Here is an 18,553-nt window from a genome sequence, read left to right on the forward strand (position 1 = left end):
CGAACTCGACTACTCCGCGTTGACGGCCGGCCGCGGGCTCCTTAGCGTGGCGCGCACCCCGCCACCTCCCAGCAAGGGATCCCCGATGGCCCGTCCCACCACCGAAGAAGGCGCCGCCGAGCCGGGTCAGGTCGGCCGCCGCCGTTTCCTGACCTACCTGGTCGCCGCACCCACGCTCACCGTCGCCACGAAACTCACCGCCGACGCGGTGGCCCCGGGCCGCGCCGAGGCGGTCGTCCCGACCCTGCCGCAGCCGGCCGAGATCCTCGACCTCGGCGACGTGCTGACGCTGTCCTGCGCACCGACCGCCGGGATGCTGGTGCTCGAGATGACGTCCGACGGCCGGGCGCGGCTGCAGCTGCCGCGGGCCGAGGTCGGCCAGGGCATCACGACGGCGACCGCGATGCTCGTCGCCGAAGAGCTGGACCTGCCCCTCGACCGCGTCGACGTCGTGCTTTCCGACGCCCGCACCGAGCTGCTGTTCAACCAGCTCACCGGCGGGTCCAACACGATGCGCTCGCTCTACGACCCGGTCCGCGGCACCGCGGCGACCGCCCGCGCCCGGATGGTCGCCGCGGCCGCCGCGCAGTGGGGAGCCGACGCGTCGCGACTGTCCACACGCGACGGTTACGTGTGGGCGCCCGACGGCCGCAGCGCCGCCTACGGCGACCTCGCCGGGCCCGCGTCCCGCTCGGGCTTGAGCGTCGGGGCGATCCAGCCGAAAGCCGAGGCGGCGCACACCCTCGTCGGGACGCCCACCTCGCGCAAGGACGCCCGCGCGATGGTCACCGGCAAGCAGGTCTACACGCTCGACCTCGACATCCCCGGCGCCAACCCGGTGATGGTCCGGCGTCCGCCGACGATCAACGGCACCGTGCAGAGGGTGAACAACGAGGCCGCCGTCCGGGCCATGCCGGGGATCATCGACATCGCCGTCGTGCCGACCGGGGTCGCGGTGATGGCCGAGACGTTCGGCCACGCCCTGGACGGCAAGAACGCCCTCGACGTCACCTGGGGGCCGGGCACGGTCGACGGCGAAAACAACGAGACCATCAAGAAGAAGCTGCGGGCCGCCGCGCTGCCGTTCGCCGTGCCGCCCCTGCTGACACAGTACGTCGACGGCGAGTTCGACTTCGCCTTCGCCAGCCACGCGCCGATGGAGTCGAACTCCGCGGTCGCCGACGTCCGCGAGGACAGCGCGACCATCTGGGCCGGGCTCAAGTCGCCGATCGTGGCGAAGCAGACCATCGCCCAGGAGCTGGGGCTGCCGGAGAACAAGGTCACCGTGCACGTCCAGCAGGGCGGCGGGTCCTTCGGGCGCCGGCTGTTCTTCGACGCCGCCCTCGAAGCCGCGCACATCTCAAAGGCGATGAAGAAACCCGTCCGGCTCATGTGGAGCCGGATCGACGACATGCGCCACGGCCGCGGGCGCGCGGCGAGCTACCACCGGATCCGTGCGACCTTCGCGCTCGGGCAGGTGCTGACGTTCGAACACCGCGTGGCGAGCGTCGAAACCGACTGGAGCCACGGGCTCGGCGAGATCCTCACGGCGTTCGCGGCGAAGCTGCCCGTCGGCGGCAACCTCAGCTTCGCGCAGACGGTCTTCCTGCTGACCGTGAAGTCGCCGTACAACTTCGGCGTCACCACGCAGCTGCTCAACGAGGTGCCGCTGAAGTTCCACACCTCGGCGTGGCGGTCGGTCTACTCCGCGAACACCCGCGGCGCCGAGGAGATCATGGTCGACGAGATCGCCGCGAAACTCGGCAAGGACCCGGTGGTCTTCCGCCGCGAGTTCATCAAGGAGCCGCGTCAGCGCGCGGTGCTGGACAAGGTCGCCGAGCTGGGCGAGTGGGGCAAGAAGATGCCGGCCGGGTTCGCGCAGGGCATCGCGGTGCACGGCGAGTACAAGTCCTACACCGCCTGCCTGGTCGAGATCGACGCCCGGGACCCGAAGCATCCTCGCGTCACCAAGGCGACGATCGCGGTCGACGTCGGCAAGCCGGTGAACCCGCGCGGGATCCAGGCGCAGATGCTCGGCGGCCTGACCGACGCGATTTCGACGACGCTCACCGCGGGCCTGCACATCGACAAAGGCTTGCCGCTGGAAGGCAGCTACTCGCAGTTCCACTACGCGCGGCAGAAGAACTCGCCGACGGACGTCACCGTGCACGTCATGCCCGCGACCGGGGACGACATCGGCGGCGCGGGCGAGCTGGGCCTGCCGGCGCCGGTCGGCGCGATCGCCAACGCCTACGCCCGGGCGACCGGGATCAAGCCCCGCAGCTTCCCGATCACCTTCCCGGTCGACTTCGACCCGTTCCCGCGCTGAGGAGAACCATGCCGAACTACACCTTCGTGGTGAACGGGAAGACCGTCACCGTCGACGCGCCCGCCGACCTGCCGATGCTGTGGGCGCTGCGCGACAAGCTCAAGGTCCGCGGGCCGAAGTACGGCTGCGGCATCAACGTCTGCAAGGCCTGCACCAGCCACCTCGACGGCGAGGCGTTCAACCCCTGCGTCACGCCGGTGTCGGAGTGCGCCGGGCGCGAGGTCACCACGATCGAGGGGCTGGCCGACGGCGACGAGCTGCACCCGGTCCAGGAGGCTTGGCTGGAGCAGGACGTGGCCCAGTGCGGCTACTGCCAGCCGGGCCAGATCATGGCGGCGGTCGCCTTGCTGAAGAAGACGAAGAACCCGACGGACGCCGACATCGACGCGATCCAGAACGTCTGCCGCTGCGGCACCTACTTCCGGATCCGGGAGGCGATCAAGAGCGCGGCCGCGAAGCTGGCTTGACGCGAATGCGGAGGTTCCACAGAAGAACTTCCGCATTCGCGGTTTCTGTAGCAAGTTCACCCGAACGTGGTGCCACCGTTCGGGTTAGATGTCGGTCTCGGGTCTCGACGAGGAGGTCCGGGACCGGAGGGCACCATGCACTACCAGGCGCTTCTGTCCGACGGGCGCGCGCCGCGCGTCGCCGTCCTCGCCGCCGAGGTCGAGCGGAAGCTGCCCGAGCTGATCGAAAGCACCGTGCGGCAGATCCGCGCCGAAATGCCGGTCTACGCCGACGCCCGGTTCGTCACGCACGCCGAGCTGCGGAACTCGGTGCGCGCCAACCTCGAGCACGTGATGCGCACGCTGCGCGGCTCCGACGTCCCGGACCTGTCCCAGGCCCGGGCGACCGGCCGGGCCCGCGCCCTGCAGGGTGCGCCGCTGCCGGAGCTGCTGCGGGCCTACCGGATCGGCCTGACCGAGGTCTGGCACCGGTTCGTCGAGCTGACCGCCGCCGCCCAGGACCTGGCGGCGCTGGTCGCCGCGACGACGGCGATCTGGGCGCTGATCGACGACCTCGCCGAAGCGCTGACGACGTCCTACCGCGACACGACCGCGGAAGTCATGGTGGCGCACCAGAACCGGCGTTCGGCGCTCGTCGAGGCGCTGTTCGCGGGCGGCGCCGCGACCGAGGGCACGCTGTGGGACATCGCCCGCGTGCTCGACCTGTCCCTCGACGGAACGTTCGTCGTCGTCGCGGCGGAAACCCCGCGGCTGGGCCAGGAACCGCTGCCGCAGGCGGAGGCCCGGCTGCGCGCGCTGCACCACGCGTCGGCCTGGCGGCTCACACCGGACCTGCAGGTGGGAGTGGTGTCCCTGCGGGACCCCGCCGCGGCACCGGCGATCGTTTCCCTGGTCCGCGAGCACCCGGTGGGCCGGGTCGGGATGAGCCCGGTGTTCACCGGCCTCGGCAACACCGCCCGCGCGCTGCACCTCGCGCGGGTGGCGTTGTCGAGCATGACGCCGGGAACGCCGGGCCTGGTCCAGTTCACCGAGTCGCCGCTGGCCGGGCTGGTGGCCAGCGCACCGGAGGCGTCGGTGCAGCTGGCCCACCACGTCCTCCAGCCGCTGCTCGACCTCCCGGGCGACGAACGCAACGTGCTGCTGCTGACCCTGCGGGCGTGGTTCGACTGCCAGGGGTCGGCGAAGCTGACGTCGGAGCGGATGTTCTGCCACCCCAACACGATCCGCCACCGGCTGAAGCGGATCACCGAGGAACTGGGCCGGTCGTTGACGAACCCGGCGGACATCGCCGAGCTGGGCGCGGCACTGCGGGCGCTGAACCTGTTCCCGGAGACGGCCCACCTGCCGGCGCCGCGCTAGCGGACGCCGGGCCCGTACCGCCGTGCCATCCCGGTGAGCCACTCGCGGCCGACCGGGACACGCACTTCGGCCGGCCGGCGGTCGTGCTCGCACAGCCACAACACCACCGGGCGGGTCTGTCGCCTTGGCGGACGCCGGATGGCGCGGAATTGTCGGTGCTCGCCGGTAGAGTGGAAAACGGGGGCGCCCCCGCGGCCGGGTGAGCTCAGGCGTCCGGGGCCGCGTGTGGGGCGTCGACCCAGAGGCGGTTCACGCGGCCAGCAGTTCGCGCGTGCGGGCCTGCTCCTCCGGCGAGCCGACCGGGATCACCAGCAGTTCCGTCGCGCCCGCATCCTCGAGGGATTTCACCTGGCGCAGAACGGTTTCCTCGTCACCGACGAGCATGCTGTCGGACACTCGCCGGTGGCCGTCGCGGTCGAGGATCGCGCGGTACGCCGGGATGTTCGCCGCTCCGCCGTACGTCTCCTCGACCCACTTGCGGCTTTCGTCCACTTCGGACGTCACGCAGATCAGCTGACCGGAGACCACGCGCGAGCCGGCCCCCAGTGCCGGCACCACGAACTCGCCGATCGCCCGCGGGCCCGCCCACGTCGTGATGACGCCGTCGGCGAGCTCGCCGGCCAGCCGCGTCGACTGCGGGCTCACCGAGCCGATCAGCACGGACGGCGGCTGCGCGCCGGGCGCGTTCACCGCGCCCGCGGCGGTCAGCGACTCGCCGTGGACGTCCGCCTTTTCCCCGCGCAACAACGGCTGCAGCGCCTGAAGGTACTCGCGCAGGTGGCGGATCGGGCGGTCGTAGGAGTAGCCGAACTCGTTTTCGACGATGAACTTGTGGCTCAGCCCGAGACCGAGGTGGACGGGCACGCCGGTGGCCGCCTGGGCGGTCAGCGCCTGCGCGGCCATGGTGATCGGGTGCCGCGAGTACGTCGGCACGACGCACGTGCCCAGCTCGACGCCGGGCGCGGCCGCCGCGAGCGCCGGCAGCGCCGTGAGCGCGTCCCAGCCGCCGCGCTGCGCGATCCAGAGCGTGCTGTAGCCGAGCTTCGCCGCTTCGCGGGCTTGGGTCGTCATGGCGTCGAAGCCGACGCCGAGTTCGTCGATCAGGATTCCGGTGCGCAAGGATCCTCCCAGGGGATTTCAGTAGGCGCGTTCGAGCTGTTTGCGGTCGAGCGCGACGGCTTCGGTGAAGAGCTCCAGTGCCCGCGGAGCCACGGCGCGCAGCTGCCTCGTCGAGACGGCGAGCGGCTCGAAGGCGCGCGCGATCGTGTCGGCGAGCAGGGCGGGTTCGGGTGGCGGAGAGGCCGCGAGGAACCCGTGCAGCACGGCCTGGAAGACGACGACGAGCTCGCGGACCGGGCGGTCCGTGCGGAGCAGGTCATGGCCGGCCAGCAGCTCCAGGTACTCGACGAAGGCCTCGGCGTGCCGCGGGTCGAGCTTGCCGTGCAGCTTCGGCAGCAGCTTGCCGAGCGTCTCGGCGTCGTCGGCGTACCCGGCCCGCAGCAGCGGACGCTTCAGCACATTGGCGTACTGGATCTCGCTCAGGCGCGAAAACCGCACGCTGAGGGGATCGGCCGCGATCGTGGCCACGAGTTCTTCCAGCACCCGGACCGAATCGCGGAGCAGGACCGCGAGGAACAGCTCCTCGCGGTTCTTCCAGTGCAGGTAGACGGTGCCCTTGCCGACATCGGCCCGCTCGGCGACGTCTTCGATCGTCGTCCGCCGGTAGCCGGCCCGCAGGAGCAGCTCGGCGGCGGCGTCGAGGATGCGCTCGGCCCGTTCGGCGCGGTCTTCGGCAGGAGGCATGCGCTCATCATATGACCAGATTCGAAATTTGGTCAAACGTCAGGCTGTCACAAGGGTGCGGCTCCCGGTGTCCTGTGGGCGATCGGATGCCACTGCAGAGAACGGAAGAGCCGATGAGCAAGGTCTGGTTCGTCACGGGGTCGTCGCGCGGCTTGGGCCGCTGCTTCGTCGAGGCGGCGCTGTCCCGGGGCGATCGGGTGGCCGCCACCGCCCGGTCCACCGCGAGCTTCGACGCGCTGGCCGCGACCTACGGCGACGCGGTGCTCCCGCTGGAGCTGGACGTGACGGACAAGGACGCCGTCTTCGAGACGGTGAAGCGGGCCGCCGGGCACTTCGGCCGCCTCGACGTCGTCGTGAACAACGCCGGCTACGCGCAGATCGGTGCCGTCGAGGAGTTGACCGAGCGCCAGTTGCGCGACCAGCTCGAGACCAACGTGTTCGGCCCGGTGTGGGTCATCCAGGCGGCGCTGCCTTACCTGCGCGAACAGGGCGCCGGCCACTTCGTCCAGCTGTCGTCGGCCGCGGGGATCCTCGCGATGCCGCTCGGCGGGGCCTACCAGGCGTCGCGGTGGGCGATCGAGGCGTTGAACGAGACCCTGGCCGGAGAGGTGGCCGGGTTCGGCATCAAGGTCACGATCGTCGAGCCGGGCGGCTACGCCACCCGCGACGGCAAGAACCCGGACCCCCTCGCCAACGGGCACGTCGCCGAGCCCAGCCCGGCCTACGACGGGCTCCGCCGCCGGCTCGCCGAGGTCGCGGGCCGGCAGCCGGCCGGGGACCCGGCCGCCGCGGCCCAGGCCCTCCTCAAGGTCGTCGACTCGGCCAACCCGCCCCTGCGGGTGCTCTTCGGCCAGGGCTTCTACCCGATGATCCAGCAGGCCTATGCGGACCGGCTGGCGACCTGGGCGGAGTGGCAGGGGCTGTCGGCGGAAGCGCAGGGCACGCCTCCGGCCGAAAATGTCGGTGCCCGCCGGTAAAGTGGAAAAGGGGGGGCGCCCCCGACGGCATCCGTCAAGCGGAACGGGTGACCTGCGACAGGAATCGGCCGACCTCGCGAGGGTTGCGCAGCAGGTGGACGTCGGCCGTCCGGGCGTGGTCGGTGATCGCGGCCATGATCGCGGGCAGGCTTTGCCTGCGGTAGCCGAGCACCCATCGCCAGAAGGCGAGGTTTTCGCGGGATCGGCGGGCGGCGCGCCAGGCGCAGGTCCAGAGCGGGAAGTCCAGGACGATGACGGTGTCGGCCGCCGCGAGGCGCACGTCGAGGACGTCGTAGGGGCCGAGGTCGCCGTCGAGTATCCAGCTGTCGGGGCCGGTGAGTCGTTGCTGGACGGCTGTCCACCGGTCTGGGGAAAGGGGTGTGAGGTCGGCGGCCCAGAAGTGCTTGTCGAGTTCGACGAGCGGCAGGCCGGTGGCTGCGGCGAGGTGGGCGGCCAGGGTGGACTTCCCGGCGCCGCCGCGGCCCAGGACCAGGACCTTCTTCATGCTGCCTCCGCGTTCGGCGGCGAACAGGACGGTGCGGCGGCGCCGGTGAGGGCGGGGATCAGGAGTCCGAAGAACGCTTCCAGAGGTTGATGTCCGCGTCGGTGGCGTGGCCGTCGATTTCGGTCAGTTCCTCGGAGGAGAACTCGAGGTTGCCGAGAGCGCCGACGTTGTCCTCGAGCTGCTGCACGCTGCTCGCGCCGATCAGCACCGACGTCACCCGGTGGTCGCGCAGCGCCCACGCGAGCGCGAGCTGCGCCAGCGACTGCCCGCGCCGGGCCGCGATGTCGTTGAGCGCGCGGACGCGGCCCAGGCGGTTCTCGTCCAGGGTGTCCGGGTTCAGCGACTTGCCCTGCGCGGCCCGGGAATCCGAGGGGACGCCCTTCAGGTACCGGTCGGTCAGCAGACCCTGCGCCAGCGGGGAGAACGCAATGCAGCCCGCACCCACGGCGTCGAGCGTGTCCAGGAGGCCGTCCTCCTCGATCCAGCGGTTGAGCATCGAGTACGACGGCTGGTGGATCAGCAGCGGCGTGCCGAGCTCGCGCAGGAGCCGCGCCGCTTCGGCCGTGCGCTCGGAGCTGTACGACGAAATCCCGACGTACAGCGCCTTCCCCGCGCGGACGGCCGCGTCGAGCGCCCCGACGGTTTCCTCCAACGGCGTCTCGGGGTCGAAGCGGTGGGAATAGAAGATGTCGACGTAGTCGAGGCCGAGCCGGCCGAGGGACTGGTCCAGTGAGGACAGCAGGTACTTGCGCGAACCCCACTCGCCGTACGGGCCGGGCCACATGTCGTAGCCGGCCTTGGTCGAGATCACCAGCTCGTCGCGGTACGGCCGGAAGTCGGTGGCCAGCAGCCTGCCGAAGTTCTCCTCCGCCGAGCCGTACGGCGGGCCGTAGTTGTTGGCCAGATCGAAGTGGGTGATGCCGAGGTCGAAAGCGCGGCGGGTGATGTCGCGCTGGGCCTGCAGCGGGCGGTCGTGGCCGAAGTTGTGCCACAGGCCGAGCGAGATCGCCGGCAGCTTGAGCCCGGAACGCCCGCAGCGCCGGTAGGGGATCGAGTCGTATCGGCCGGAAGCCGCAGCGTAGGTCACGCGGCCGATGCTAACCCGGGTGCGCGTGTCCGGCGGTCCGGTAGAGTCCGGGGTGAGCAACCGCTTAGGAGGCACGTGGTGGGCACCGGATTCTTCACCTCCGTCGACGACGTGTCGGCCAAGCTGGCCGGGGCCGGCTACCTCGCATCCACCGCGGTGGCGACCACCGTGTTCCTCGCCGACCGGCTGGGCAAGCCGCTGCTGGTCGAGGGGCCTGCCGGCGTCGGGAAGACCGAGCTCGCCAAGGCCGTCGCCCAGGTCAGCGGGTCGCGGCTGGTGCGCCTGCAGTGCTACGAAGGCATCGACGAGGCCCGCGCGCTGTACGAGTGGAACCACGCCAAGCAGCTGCTGCGGATCACCGCCGGCCGCGACGAGACCTGGGAGCAGGCCCGCACCGACATCTTCGGTGAGGAGTTCCTGCTGCGCCGCCCGCTGCTCACCGCGATCTCCTCCGACGAGCCGACCGTGCTGCTGATCGACGAGACCGACAAGGCGGACATGGAGGTCGAGGGCCTGCTGCTGGAGGTCCTCGGCGACTTCCAGGTGACCGTCCCCGAGCTCGGCACGATCACCGCCACCCGCGCGCCGTTCGCCGTGCTGACCTCCAACGCGACGCGCGAGCTGTCCGAGGCACTGCGCCGCCGGTGCCTGTTCCTGCACATCGGCTTCCCGGACGAGGAGCTCGAGCGCGACATCGTCCGGCTCAAGGTGCCCGGCATCGACGCCGCCCTCGCCGATTCCGTCGTCCGGGTGATCGCCGCGCTGCGGGCGATGGACCTGCGCAAGCTGCCGTCGGTCGCCGAGACCGTCGACTGGGCGCGCACCCTGCTCGCCCTCGGCGCGTCGACGCTGGACGACCAGGTCGTGCGGGAGAGCCTCGGCGTCGTGCTCAAGCACCAGGACGACATCGCCAAGGCGGGGGCCGGCCTGAAGCTCGAACAGGTCCTGGACGCGTCGTGACCGGCGGCGTGCCGGAGCGGCTCGCGGAGTTCGTCCGGGCGCTGCGGGCCCAGGGCATCCCGGCCGGTCCGAGCGAGACGGTCGACGCCGCGGCCGCGCTGGAAGTCCTCGGCCTCGACGACCGCTCGCTCGTCCGCGAAGGCCTGGCCGCCGCCCTGGTCCGCCGCGGCGGGCAGCGCGCGGTCTTCGACGCCGCGTTCGACCTGTACTTCCCGGCCGGGATCGGCACGCCCGAACGCGCCCGCGAAGACCGGCCGACGACGCTGGAAGAGCTGCGGGAAGAGCTGGCCGCCGCGCTCGCCGAGGGCGACCAGCAGGCGCTCGGGCAGCTGGCCGGGCTCGCGGTGGAGCTGCTCGGGCAGTACGGCTCGGCGTCCGGGCCCGGCGGCGGCTTCTCCGCCCACCAGACCCTGGAGCGGCTCCAGCCGCAGACGCTGATCGCGCGGGTGCTGGCCGCGGTCCGCGGCGGCGGCGCGCGCGGCGAGTTCACCGACCGGCTCGATCGCGACGAGATCCGCCGCCGCGTCGAAGGCTTCCGCGGGCAGGTCCGCACCGAGGCGCGCCGGCGCGCGGCCGAGGTCCGCGGCCGGGAACGCGTCGCCAAGCACGCCATCGCGCCTTCGCCGGATCGGGTGGACTTCCTCATCGCGAGCCGCACCCAGCTCGCCGAGCTGCGCCGGACGATCCAGCCGCTGTCCCGCAAGCTGGCGACGCGCCTGGCCGCCCGCCGCAAGCGCACCACCCGCGGGCAGATCGACCTGCGCCGCACGCTGCGGCGGTCGCTGTCGACCGGCGGGGTGCCGCTGCGGCCGGCCTACCGCCACCGCCGTCCGGGCCGGCCCGAAATCGTGCTGCTGTGCGACCTCTCCGGGTCCGTCGCCGGCTTCGCGAACTTCACCATGCTGCTGGTGCAGGCGCTGCGCGACCAGTTCAGCAAGATCCGGGTGTTCGCCTTCGTCGACAGCACCGACGAGGTCACCCACCTGGTCACCACCGGCGCGGCCGACCCCGAGCACCTCGGCGCGCGCATGCTGGCCGAGGCCGCCCTGGTGCGCTGGGACGGCCACAGCGACTACGGCGGCTCCCTGCGCCAGTTCACGGCGAACTGGCTCGACGCGGTCGGCCCGCGCACGTCGGTGCTGATCCTCGGCGACGCCCGCACGAACGGCGGCGACCCGAACCTCGACGCCGTCCGCGAGATCAAGGCCCGCGCCCGGCACGTCTACTGGCTGAACCCGGAGCGGAGGTCCCTGTGGTCCACCGGCGACTCCGCGGCGCTGGAGTACGCCGGTGTCGTGGAGATGCACGAGTGCCGCACGGTGCACCAGCTCGGCACGCTGGTCACCCGGCTGCTGCCGGTGTGAGCCACGCGTCGATGTCCCGCAGCATGGCCTTCTTGGTCGCTTCGGGCGCGAAGGACGCGGTGACGCTCGCGCGGGCGAAGTCCGCCATCACGGCGTCGTCGTAGCCGAAAGCCTGCTGCACCCGGGCGTATTCCCCGGCCAGGTTCGCGCCCGTGACCGACGGGACGTCGGTGTTGAGCGTGACCGTCAGCCCCGCGGCGAGCAGGCGGGGGAGCGGGTGCTCGGCGAGCGAGGGCACGAGACCGAGCGTCACGTTGGAGGACGGGCACACCTCGAGTGCGAGACCCCGGTCGCGGACTTCGGCGACCAGTTCGGGGTCTTCGAGGACGCGGATGCCGTGCCCGAGCCGTTCGGTACGGCCCACGTCGATGGCCTCGCGGATGCTGTCCGGGCCGGCGTCCTCGCCGGTGTGGTGCAGCAGGTGGAGGCCGCCGGCGCGGGCCTTTTCGAAGACCGTCGCGAACGGCCGGAGCGAGTGGTTTTCCTCGCCCGCCATGCCGATCGCGAAAACGTCGTCGTACTTGAGGGCGAGGTCGAGGGTGCGCTCGGCGCGCTCGACCGAACGGCGCCGCGAGTGGTCGAGCAGCAGCCGCCACGCCAGGTCTCCGCGCTGCGACAGTCCTTTGAGGACGGATTCGAGGGGCATTTCCGGGTCGCCCAGCCGTTCCCCGTGTGCGGCCGCGGTGAAGGTGAGTTCGGCGTAGCGCGTGCCCTGCGCGGTTTCGTCCTCGACGTACTCGCGGGCGATGCGCTCGAAGTCCTCCGGTCGTTGCAGACACGAACGGATGAGGGCGTTGTAGTCGGCGAAGGCGCGGAAGCCGTCGAACACCGGCGGCTCGCCCGGGACGTCGACGCCGTTGGCTTCGCCCAGTTCGCGGAGCGTTTCCGGGCGGATCGTGCTCTCCAGGTGGACGTGCAGGTGGGCCTTCGGCAGGGCGGCCAGGTCGCGCATGATCGCGAGCCTAGAGCGGCGCGGCGGGGATCCGCGCGGCATTTTCCGGGGCCGGCCGTGGCGGGCCCAGGTTTTGGGCCTCGTCACACGGGGAACCTCCGGGTGGTTCGTCCGCGTTGTCAGGATGACCGCTACCGACGAGGGAGGGCCACCGTGCCTCTGATGAAGAAGCTGACCATGCTGGCCGGCGCCGCCGGTGCGGCTCGCGCGTACGCCAAGAAGAACCCCGAGAAGGTGAACCAGGTCGTCGGCAAGGCCGCGAAGTTCGTCGACGACAAGACCAAGGGCAAGTACCACCAGCAGATCGCCGGTGCGGTCCGCAAGGTGAACTCGGTGACCGGGCAGCCGGGCCACCCGGGACCGGCCACCCGCTAGGTCACCCGGCCGCCGTCAGGGCCTCGAGGACGCCTTCGCCGTACTTGGCGAGCTTGTTCTCGCCGACCCCGCTGACTGTGCCCAGCTCCGCCAGCGACGACGGCCGCTGCGTGGCGATCTGGCGCAGGGTCGCGTCGTGGAAGACGACGTACGCGGGCACGCCCTGCTCCTTCGCGACGGCGGCCCGCCAGGCGCGCAGGCGTTCGAACAGCGGCGCCGCCTCCGCGGGCATCTCCGCGGAGGCGGCGGCCTTCCGCGTGCTGCGGACCTTCGCGGTGGCGGCCCGCTCGGGTTCGCGGCGCAGCAGCACCTGACGCTCGCCGCCGAGCACCTCCGCGCTGCCTTCGGTGAGCACGAGCGAGCCGTAGTCGCCTTCGACCGCGAGCAGGCCCTGGGCCAGCAGCTGGCGCACCACCGCCCGCCACTCGGGCTCGCGCAGCTCGGTGCCGATGCCGAACGTCTTGAGCGTGTCGTGCTGGAACTGCGTGACCTTGGGCGTGGACTTGCCGAGCAGGATGTCGATGACCTGGCCGGCGCCGAACTTCTGGCGCCGCTCGTTGCGCAGCCGCACGACGGTCGACAGCAGCTTCTGCGCCGGGATCGTGCCGTCCCACTTCTCCGGCGGGTTCAGGCACGTGTCGCAGTTGCCGCAGGGGCCGGCCTGCTGCCCGAAGTAGTTGAGGATCTGCACGCGACGGCACTCGACGGTCTCGCACAGCGCGAGCATCGCGTTCAGGTGCGCGCCCAGCCGGCGGCGGTGCGCCTCGTCGCCCTCGGACGTGTCGATCATCTTGCGCTGCTGCACCACGTCCTGCAGCCCGTACGCGAGCCAGGCGGTGGACGGCAGGCCGTCGCGGCCCGCCCGGCCGGTCTCCTGGTAGTAGCCCTCGACCGACTTCGGCAGGTCGAGGTGCGCGACGAACCGGACGTCCGGTTTGTCGATGCCCATCCCGAACGCGATCGTCGCGACGACGATGAGCCCGTCCTCGCGCAGGAACCGGGACTGGTGCTTCGCCCGGGTGCGCGCGTCGAGCCCCGCGTGGTACGGCACCGCCGGGATCCCGTTCTGCACCAGGAACTCCGCGGTCTTCTCGACGGAGTTGCGGGACAGGCAGTAGACGATCCCCGCGTCGCCCTTGTGCTCGGTCTGCAGCAGTTCGAGCAGCTGGCGCTGCGGCGAGTTCTTGCCGACGATCCGGTACTGGATGTTCGGCCGGTCGAAGCTCGCGACGAAGTGCCGGGCCTCGTCGAGGTTCAACCGCGCCGCGATCTCCTTGTGCGTCGCTTCGGTCGCGGTCGCCGTCAGCGCGATCCGCGGCACGTCCGGCCACCGCTCGTGCAGCGCGGAAAGCTGGAGGTAGTCGGGCCGGAAGTCGTGGCCCCACTGGGCGACGCAGTGCGCCTCGTCGATCGCGAACAGCGAGATCTTGCCGCGGTCGAGCAGCCGCACGGTGGATTCGACCGAAAGCCGTTCCGGCGCCAGGTAGAGCAGGTCGAGCTCGCCGTTCAGGAACGCCGCCTCCACCTCCTGCCGGGCCGCGTAGTCCTGGGTGGAGTTGAGGAAACCGGCGCGGACGCCGGCGTTGCGCAGCGCGTCGACCTGGTCCTGCATCAGCGCGATCAGCGGCGAGACGACCACGCCCACGCCGGGCCGCACGAGCGCGGGAATCTGGTAGCACAACGACTTCCCGCCGCCGGTGGGCATCAGCACGAGCGCGTCGCCGCCGGCGATCACGTGCTCGACGATCGCCGCCTGGTCGCCGCGGAAGCTGTCGTAGCCGAACACGCGCCGGAGGGTCTCCAGCGCGTCGGACGCGGGTGCGAGGTCGGTCTCTGCCACCCGGCCGACTATAGAGCGGGGGTCCGACAGTTCCGGCCCGCCCCGCCGCGGGGTGGCAGACTGCAGGGGTGGAGTACCTGCCCGTGCCCGATCTCGCCGCGTATTTCGGCGGTGCCTGGCACCTGGACCGGGAAATCCGCACCGCGGACGGCGACCCGGCCGGGTCGGTCACCGGCACCGCCACCTTCACCGAAGCCGGCGGCGTCCTCGTCTACCACGAGGAGGGCGAGCTGCGGCTCGGCGGCCACACCGGGCCGGTCACCCGGACCCTGCACTACCGCCCGGCGGGCCCCGGCCGCGCGGCGGTGCACTTCGACCACGGCGGTTTCTTCCACGACCTCGACCTGCGTGAAGGCCATTGGACGGCGGACCACCCCTGCCGCGCCGACCACTACCGCGGCCAGTACCGCGTGACGGACGCCCGGCGCTGGCGCCAGGAGTGGGCGGTGCGCGGACCGGCGAAGGACCACGTGATCATCAGCCGGTTCACCCGTTAGACGATGCCGCCGTTGGCGCGCAGCACCTGGCCGTTCACCCAGCGCGCCGGGCCGGCGAGGAACGCGACGACCTCGGCGATGTCCTCGGGCTTGCCGAGCCGTTCCAGCGGCGGCTGCTTGGCCATCCGCTCGATCGTCTCCTCGTCCTTGCCGTCGAGGAACAGCGCGGTCGCGGTCGGGCCGGGGGCGACGGTGTTCACGGTGATGTCGCGGCCGCGCAGCTCGCGCGCCAGGATCATGGTGATCGCCTCGACCGCGCCCTTCGTCGCGTTGTAGATGCCGTAGCCGGGCAGGTTGAGCCCGAGCACCGACGTCGAGGTGGTGATCACCGCGCCGCCGTCGCGCACCCGCCGCGCCGCCTGCTGGGCCACCGCGAACGTGCCGCGGATGTTGGTGCGGTGCACCCGGTCGAGGACGTCGAAGTCGGTGTCGGCGATCGGGGTCGGCGGGTTCATCACCCCGGCCAGGTGGGCGACGACGTCGACGCCGCCGTAGGTGCGTTCCGCGGTGTCGAACAGCTCCGCGACCGCGGCCGGGTCGGCCACGTCGGCGCGGACCGCGATCGCCCGGCCACCGCGCGCGGTGATGGCGTCGACGGCGGCCGTGGCCTCCTTTTCGTTGCCGGCGTAGTTGACGACGACCGCCATGCCGTCCGCGGCCAGGCGTTCGGCGACCTGACGGCCGATGCCGCGGGAGCCGCCGGTGACGATCGCGACGCGGGTGCCGGTGGTGCTCATCGGTTCCTTCTTCCGGTCCGGGCGGCGCCTTGTCCGCCGCTTCTGTTATCAACGATATCACTGCAGCGGTAACACCGGTAAGGGGTGTCGTGTCGGTGTCGTCACACCGCGTGGCGCGGCGCGGCATCCGGCCGTATCCACGCCGCCGGTCGGCCGAATCCCGAGGTCAGGCGGCCGGTGCCCGTTTTCGGCCGAGGTAATCCGGGAACACCGGACGCATCGGGGGCTTGACATCCTTGAAGGAGTTTGAGCGATGCCCACATGGCTGATCGTGTTGATCGTCGTCGTGGCCGTCGCGGTGCTCGGCGCCGTGATCTGGCTGGTGACGCAGGAAATGCAGCGAAAACGGCTGCAGCAGCGGTTCGGTCCCGAGTACGACCGCACGGTCGCGGAGAAGGACAGCCCCCGGGCGGCGCAGCGTGAGCTCGCCGAGCGGGAGCGCCGGCACAAGGAACTCGACATCCGCCCGCTTTCGGCGTCGGCGCGCGAGCGCTACGCCCGGGAATGGGCGCAGGTGCAGGAAAAGTTCGTCGACCAGCCGTCCGCCGCGGTCGCCGAAGCCGATCAGCTCCTGAACTCCCTGATGGCCGAACGCGGGTACCCGACGGAAGGCTACGAGCAGCAGGTGGCCGACCTTTCCGTGCGGCACGCCAAGACCCTGGAGCACTACCGGGCCGCGCACACCACGCAGCAGAAGCGCGACGGAGCGTCCACTGAGGACCTGCGCGACGCGATGGTGCGCTACCGCACCGTCTTCGAGGACCTGCTGACCGACGGCGCCGACGACGAGCACCACGACCACCATGATCACCACGACCGCCGCAACGGCCACGACCACGGCGGCCGCGACACCGACCACGACAGCGACACCGAACGACGGGACACCGACCGTCACGAGACCGAGCGCCAGGCGTCCGCGGCCCCGCGGACCGAGTCGAGTGGAGGACGTTGACCATGACCGATCACCTGACGCGGCACGACGCCGAGGACGACCGGGACCTGACCGGGCATGAAGACGACCGCGAGGCCTACACCGGCGACAGCGGCACCGAGGTACCCGGCCAGGACCGGGCCGCCTTCGGCGAGCCGGGCACGGCCGGCGACGACCAGAACCTGAGCACCGCCGACCTGGCCTCGGCCGGGCGGCACGACACCGACAGCACGCCCGCCGAATCGGGCGGGGACGTGGAGGCGCCCGCCGAATCGGGCGGGGACGTGGAGACGCCCGCCGCTTCGGGCGGAGATGTGGAAACGCCCGCCGCCTCGGGTGGCGACGTCGAAGCGCCGCCGCTGATCGACGAGGAGAAGGTCACCGGGTTCCGCGACCGCTGGCAGAACGTCCAGACCGGCTTCGTCGACGACCCGAAGCAGGCCGTCCAGCAGGCCGACGAGCTCGTCGCGGCCGTGATCAGCGCGCTCGCCACCACCTTCGCCGAGCACAAGAGCGAGCTGGAAAGCCAGTGGCAGCAGGGCGAACCGGCCACCGAGGAGCTGCGGATCGCGCTGCGCCGCTACCGCTCGTTCTTCGACCAGCTGCTGCCCCGCTAGCGGACACCGTTTCCCGGCGGGCATGATCGGGTAGCCCGCCGGGGAACCGGGGTCAGCAACGGAAGGCAGCGGAATGAACGTGGCCGAACTGCTCGTCGACGGCTTCGGCCGGGTCCAGGGGACGGTGCACGCGGCGGTCGAGGGACTCACCGCCGAGCAGCTCCGCACCCGGCTGGACGGCGAAGCCAACTCGATCGCCTGGCTGGTGTGGCACCTCACCCGGGTCCAGGACGACCACGTCGCCGACGTGGCCGGGACCGAGCAGGTGTGGACCGGCCAGGACTGGCTTTCCCGGTTCGGCCTCCCCTTCCCCGCGGGCGACACCGGCTACGGCCACCGTCCGGCCGACGTCGAGGCGGTCCGGGTCGGTGACCCCGGCCTGCTGACCGGCTACTACGACGCCGTGCACGAGCAGACCCTCCGGTACGTCTCCGGCCTCGCCGACGACGACCTCGACCGGATCGTCGACGAAGCGTGGGACCCGCCGGTGTCCCTCGGCGTCCGGCTGATCAGCGTCCTCGACGACGACATCCAGCACGCCGGCCAGGCGATGTACGTCCGCGGCCTGCTGGAACGCCGGTAGCTCAGCAGTCCTCGTAGCCCTCGCCGCGGTGGTCGGCCAGCCGCTGCGGGCCCGGGCCGGCCACGCCGAGCCGGTCGTCCGGGTTGGCGAGCTTGCAGCTGGCCATGGACATGCAGCCGCAGCCGATGCAGTTGACCAGCTGGTCGCGCAGTTGCTCCAGCTGGCGGATCCGCGCGTTCAGGTCCTCCTGCCAGCAGCGGGAGATCCGCGCCCAGTCGGCGCGGGTGGGCGTCCGGTCGTCGGAGAGCAGGGCGAGCACCTCCCGGATCTTCGACAGCGGCATGCCGACCCGCTGGGACATCCGGATGAACGTCACGCGCCGCAGCGTGTCGCGGCGGTAGCGCCGCTGGTTGCCCGCGGTGCGGCGGCTGTGGATGAGCCCTTCATCCTCGTAGAAGCGCAGGGCCGACGCGGGAACCCCGCTGCGCCGGGAAAGTTCGCCGACCGTCAGGTCGGGCAGCGGCCGGGCCGCGACGTTCGTCATGGCGGAAGCCAACCACAGCCAGCGTCTTGACTTCAAGGGAGCTTGAACTTCCATCCTGGGGTGCAGCAATGTTCCGCTGTGCCGAGGAGGAGATGTGTCGGAAGAGCCGGTGCGGGTCGCGGTGATCGTGGGAAGTGTCCGGGAAGGACGGTTCGGGCCGGTGGTGGCGGACTGGGTGGCCGGTGTCGCGGGCCGGCACGGCGGTTTCGCGGTCGACGTCGTCGACCTCGCCGAGCCCGATCTGCCGTTGGTGATGCCCGCGTTCGGCGCCGAGCCGAGCCCGGCGGTCGTCGCCGCGGTCGCGAAGGTGGCCCCTCGGCTGGCGGCCGCGGACGCGTTCGTCGTCGTCACCCCGGAGTACAACCACAGCTTTCCCGCGTCGCTGAAGAACGCCATCGACTGGCACCAGCCGGAATGGCGGGCCAAGCCGGTCGCCTTCGTTTCCTACGGCGGCATTTCCGGTGGCCTGCGCGCGGTCGAGCACCTGCGCGCGGTCTTCGCGGAGCTGCACGCGGTGACCATCCGCGAGACCGTCAGCTTCCATGGTGCGCACGCGTGCTTCGGCGACGACGGCGTGCCGATCGACGAGGCGGCGGGCGTCGCGGCGAAGGCGATGCTCGGCCAGCTCGGGTGGTGGGCCCGGTCGTTGGCCGAGGCCCGGGCGGCGCGCCCCTATCCCGCCTGAC

General features: G+C 71.6%; 20 protein-coding genes. 12 read left to right on the forward strand and 8 right to left on the reverse strand.

Going from position 1 to position 18,553, the window contains the following annotated elements; translation table 11 throughout:
* Nucleotides 1-85 precede the first annotated feature (85 nt).
* The 3 genes from AB0J55_RS37600 to AB0J55_RS37610 all read left to right on the forward strand — a co-directional run bounded on the left by AB0J55_RS37600 (nucleotide 86) and on the right by AB0J55_RS37610 (nucleotide 4,155).
* Nucleotides 86-2,329: a molybdopterin cofactor-binding domain-containing protein gene (locus AB0J55_RS37600; protein ID WP_364259972.1), complete on the forward strand. Its 2,244-nt coding sequence runs from the start codon at nucleotides 86-88 to the stop codon at nucleotides 2,327-2,329.
* A gap of 8 nt (nucleotides 2,330-2,337) precedes the next feature.
* A complete protein-coding gene (locus AB0J55_RS37605; protein ID WP_013224858.1) occupies nucleotides 2,338-2,796 on the forward strand; it encodes a (2Fe-2S)-binding protein in 459 nt (152 codons plus the stop codon).
* Nucleotides 2,797-2,931: 135 nt separating this feature from the next.
* Entirely contained in the window at nucleotides 2,932-4,155 is a 1,224-nt protein-coding gene (locus tag AB0J55_RS37610; RefSeq protein ID WP_364259975.1) for a helix-turn-helix domain-containing protein, read from the forward strand.
* 249 nt (nucleotides 4,156-4,404) lie between these two features.
* Here AB0J55_RS37610 and AB0J55_RS37615 read toward each other — a convergent pair whose 3' ends face one another.
* Nucleotides 4,405-5,274 carry a TIGR03564 family F420-dependent LLM class oxidoreductase gene (locus tag AB0J55_RS37615; RefSeq protein ID WP_364259978.1) on the reverse strand — a complete coding sequence of 290 codons (870 nt, stop codon included), beginning with the start codon at nucleotides 5,272-5,274 and terminating at the stop codon, nucleotides 4,405-4,407.
* Between the two features lie 18 nt (nucleotides 5,275-5,292).
* On the reverse strand, nucleotides 5,293-5,958 hold the full coding sequence (locus tag AB0J55_RS37620; protein ID WP_364259981.1) for a helix-turn-helix domain-containing protein: 666 nt from the start codon (nucleotides 5,956-5,958) through the stop codon (nucleotides 5,293-5,295).
* Nucleotides 5,959-6,071: 113 nt separating this feature from the next.
* Here AB0J55_RS37620 and AB0J55_RS37625 point away from each other — a divergent pair, with 113 nt between their 5' ends.
* The gene (locus AB0J55_RS37625) at nucleotides 6,072-6,935 is read left to right on the forward strand and encodes an SDR family NAD(P)-dependent oxidoreductase (protein ID WP_364259984.1); all 864 of its coding nucleotides are present in this window, start codon (nucleotides 6,072-6,074) and stop codon (nucleotides 6,933-6,935) included.
* A 34-nt stretch (nucleotides 6,936-6,969) separates the two neighbouring features.
* On the opposite strand, the gene AB0J55_RS37630 is transcribed toward AB0J55_RS37625, so the two are convergent.
* Complete coding sequence (locus AB0J55_RS37630; protein ID WP_364259986.1) at nucleotides 6,970-7,440, reverse strand: hypothetical protein; 471 nt, start codon at nucleotides 7,438-7,440, stop codon at nucleotides 6,970-6,972.
* Nucleotides 7,441-7,498: 58 nt separating this feature from the next.
* Nucleotides 7,499-8,527 (reverse strand): L-glyceraldehyde 3-phosphate reductase, encoded by a 1,029-nt coding sequence (gene mgrA / locus AB0J55_RS37635; protein ID WP_364259989.1) that lies wholly within the window; start codon nucleotides 8,525-8,527, stop codon nucleotides 7,499-7,501.
* Nucleotides 8,528-8,605: 78 nt separating this feature from the next.
* Between mgrA and AB0J55_RS37640 the strand changes: the two genes are divergently transcribed.
* Together AB0J55_RS37640 and AB0J55_RS37645 are read left to right on the forward strand one after the other, a co-directional pair.
* Complete coding sequence (locus AB0J55_RS37640; RefSeq protein WP_364259992.1) at nucleotides 8,606-9,487, forward strand: MoxR family ATPase; 882 nt, start codon at nucleotides 8,606-8,608, stop codon at nucleotides 9,485-9,487.
* Nucleotides 9,484-10,851 (forward strand): VWA domain-containing protein, encoded by a 1,368-nt coding sequence (locus tag AB0J55_RS37645; RefSeq protein WP_364259995.1) that lies wholly within the window; start codon nucleotides 9,484-9,486, stop codon nucleotides 10,849-10,851. The genes AB0J55_RS37640 and AB0J55_RS37645 overlap by 4 nt, the downstream gene beginning before the upstream one ends.
* Here the strand turns inward: AB0J55_RS37645 and add are convergent.
* The gene (gene add, locus AB0J55_RS37650; RefSeq protein WP_364259998.1) at nucleotides 10,829-11,803 is read right to left on the reverse strand and encodes an adenosine deaminase; all 975 of its coding nucleotides are present in this window, start codon (nucleotides 11,801-11,803) and stop codon (nucleotides 10,829-10,831) included. The genes AB0J55_RS37645 and add overlap by 23 nt on opposite strands.
* A 153-nt stretch (nucleotides 11,804-11,956) precedes the next feature.
* On the opposite strand from add, the gene AB0J55_RS37655 reads away from it, so the two are divergent.
* Nucleotides 11,957-12,178: an antitoxin gene (locus tag AB0J55_RS37655; protein ID WP_364260001.1), complete on the forward strand. Its 222-nt coding sequence runs from the start codon at nucleotides 11,957-11,959 to the stop codon at nucleotides 12,176-12,178.
* 1 nt (nucleotide 12,179) lies between these two features.
* Here AB0J55_RS37655 and recQ read toward each other — a convergent pair whose 3' ends face one another.
* On the reverse strand, nucleotides 12,180-14,018 hold the full coding sequence (gene recQ / locus AB0J55_RS37660; protein ID WP_364260004.1) for a DNA helicase RecQ: 1,839 nt from the start codon (nucleotides 14,016-14,018) through the stop codon (nucleotides 12,180-12,182).
* 68 nt (nucleotides 14,019-14,086) lie between these two features.
* Here recQ and AB0J55_RS37665 point away from each other — a divergent pair, with 68 nt between their 5' ends.
* A complete protein-coding gene (locus tag AB0J55_RS37665; protein ID WP_364260007.1) occupies nucleotides 14,087-14,515 on the forward strand; it encodes a DUF6314 family protein in 429 nt (142 codons plus the stop codon).
* Here the strand turns inward: AB0J55_RS37665 and AB0J55_RS37670 are convergent.
* Entirely contained in the window at nucleotides 14,512-15,252 is a 741-nt protein-coding gene (locus tag AB0J55_RS37670; protein WP_364260010.1) for an SDR family oxidoreductase, read from the reverse strand. The genes AB0J55_RS37665 and AB0J55_RS37670 overlap by 4 nt on opposite strands.
* Nucleotides 15,253-15,505: 253 nt before the next feature.
* On the opposite strand from AB0J55_RS37670, the gene AB0J55_RS37675 reads away from it, so the two are divergent.
* From AB0J55_RS37675 to AB0J55_RS37685, 3 genes are all read left to right on the forward strand, one after another.
* Nucleotides 15,506-16,204, forward strand: coding sequence for a hypothetical protein (locus AB0J55_RS37675; protein WP_364260013.1), 699 nt, complete (start codon nucleotides 15,506-15,508; stop codon nucleotides 16,202-16,204).
* Between the two features lie 2 nt (nucleotides 16,205-16,206).
* The gene (locus AB0J55_RS37680; protein WP_364260016.1) at nucleotides 16,207-16,800 is read left to right on the forward strand and encodes a hypothetical protein; all 594 of its coding nucleotides are present in this window, start codon (nucleotides 16,207-16,209) and stop codon (nucleotides 16,798-16,800) included.
* Nucleotides 16,801-16,873: 73 nt separating this feature from the next.
* Nucleotides 16,874-17,383, forward strand: coding sequence for a DUF664 domain-containing protein (locus tag AB0J55_RS37685; protein WP_364260019.1), 510 nt, complete (start codon nucleotides 16,874-16,876; stop codon nucleotides 17,381-17,383).
* A 1-nt stretch (nucleotide 17,384) separates the two neighbouring features.
* Here AB0J55_RS37685 and soxR read toward each other — a convergent pair whose 3' ends face one another.
* Nucleotides 17,385-17,867 carry a redox-sensitive transcriptional activator SoxR gene (gene soxR / locus AB0J55_RS37690; RefSeq protein ID WP_364260022.1) on the reverse strand — a complete coding sequence of 161 codons (483 nt, stop codon included), beginning with the start codon at nucleotides 17,865-17,867 and terminating at the stop codon, nucleotides 17,385-17,387.
* A gap of 94 nt (nucleotides 17,868-17,961) precedes the next feature.
* Here soxR and AB0J55_RS37695 point away from each other — a divergent pair, with 94 nt between their 5' ends.
* A complete protein-coding gene (locus AB0J55_RS37695) occupies nucleotides 17,962-18,552 on the forward strand; it encodes an NAD(P)H-dependent oxidoreductase (protein ID WP_364260025.1) in 591 nt (196 codons plus the stop codon).
* Nucleotide 18,553 lies beyond the last annotated feature (1 nt).

Origin of the sequence: Amycolatopsis sp. NPDC049688, from assembly GCF_040674975.1 — a bacterium.
Classification (GTDB): Bacteria; Actinomycetota; Actinomycetes; order Mycobacteriales; family Pseudonocardiaceae; genus Amycolatopsis.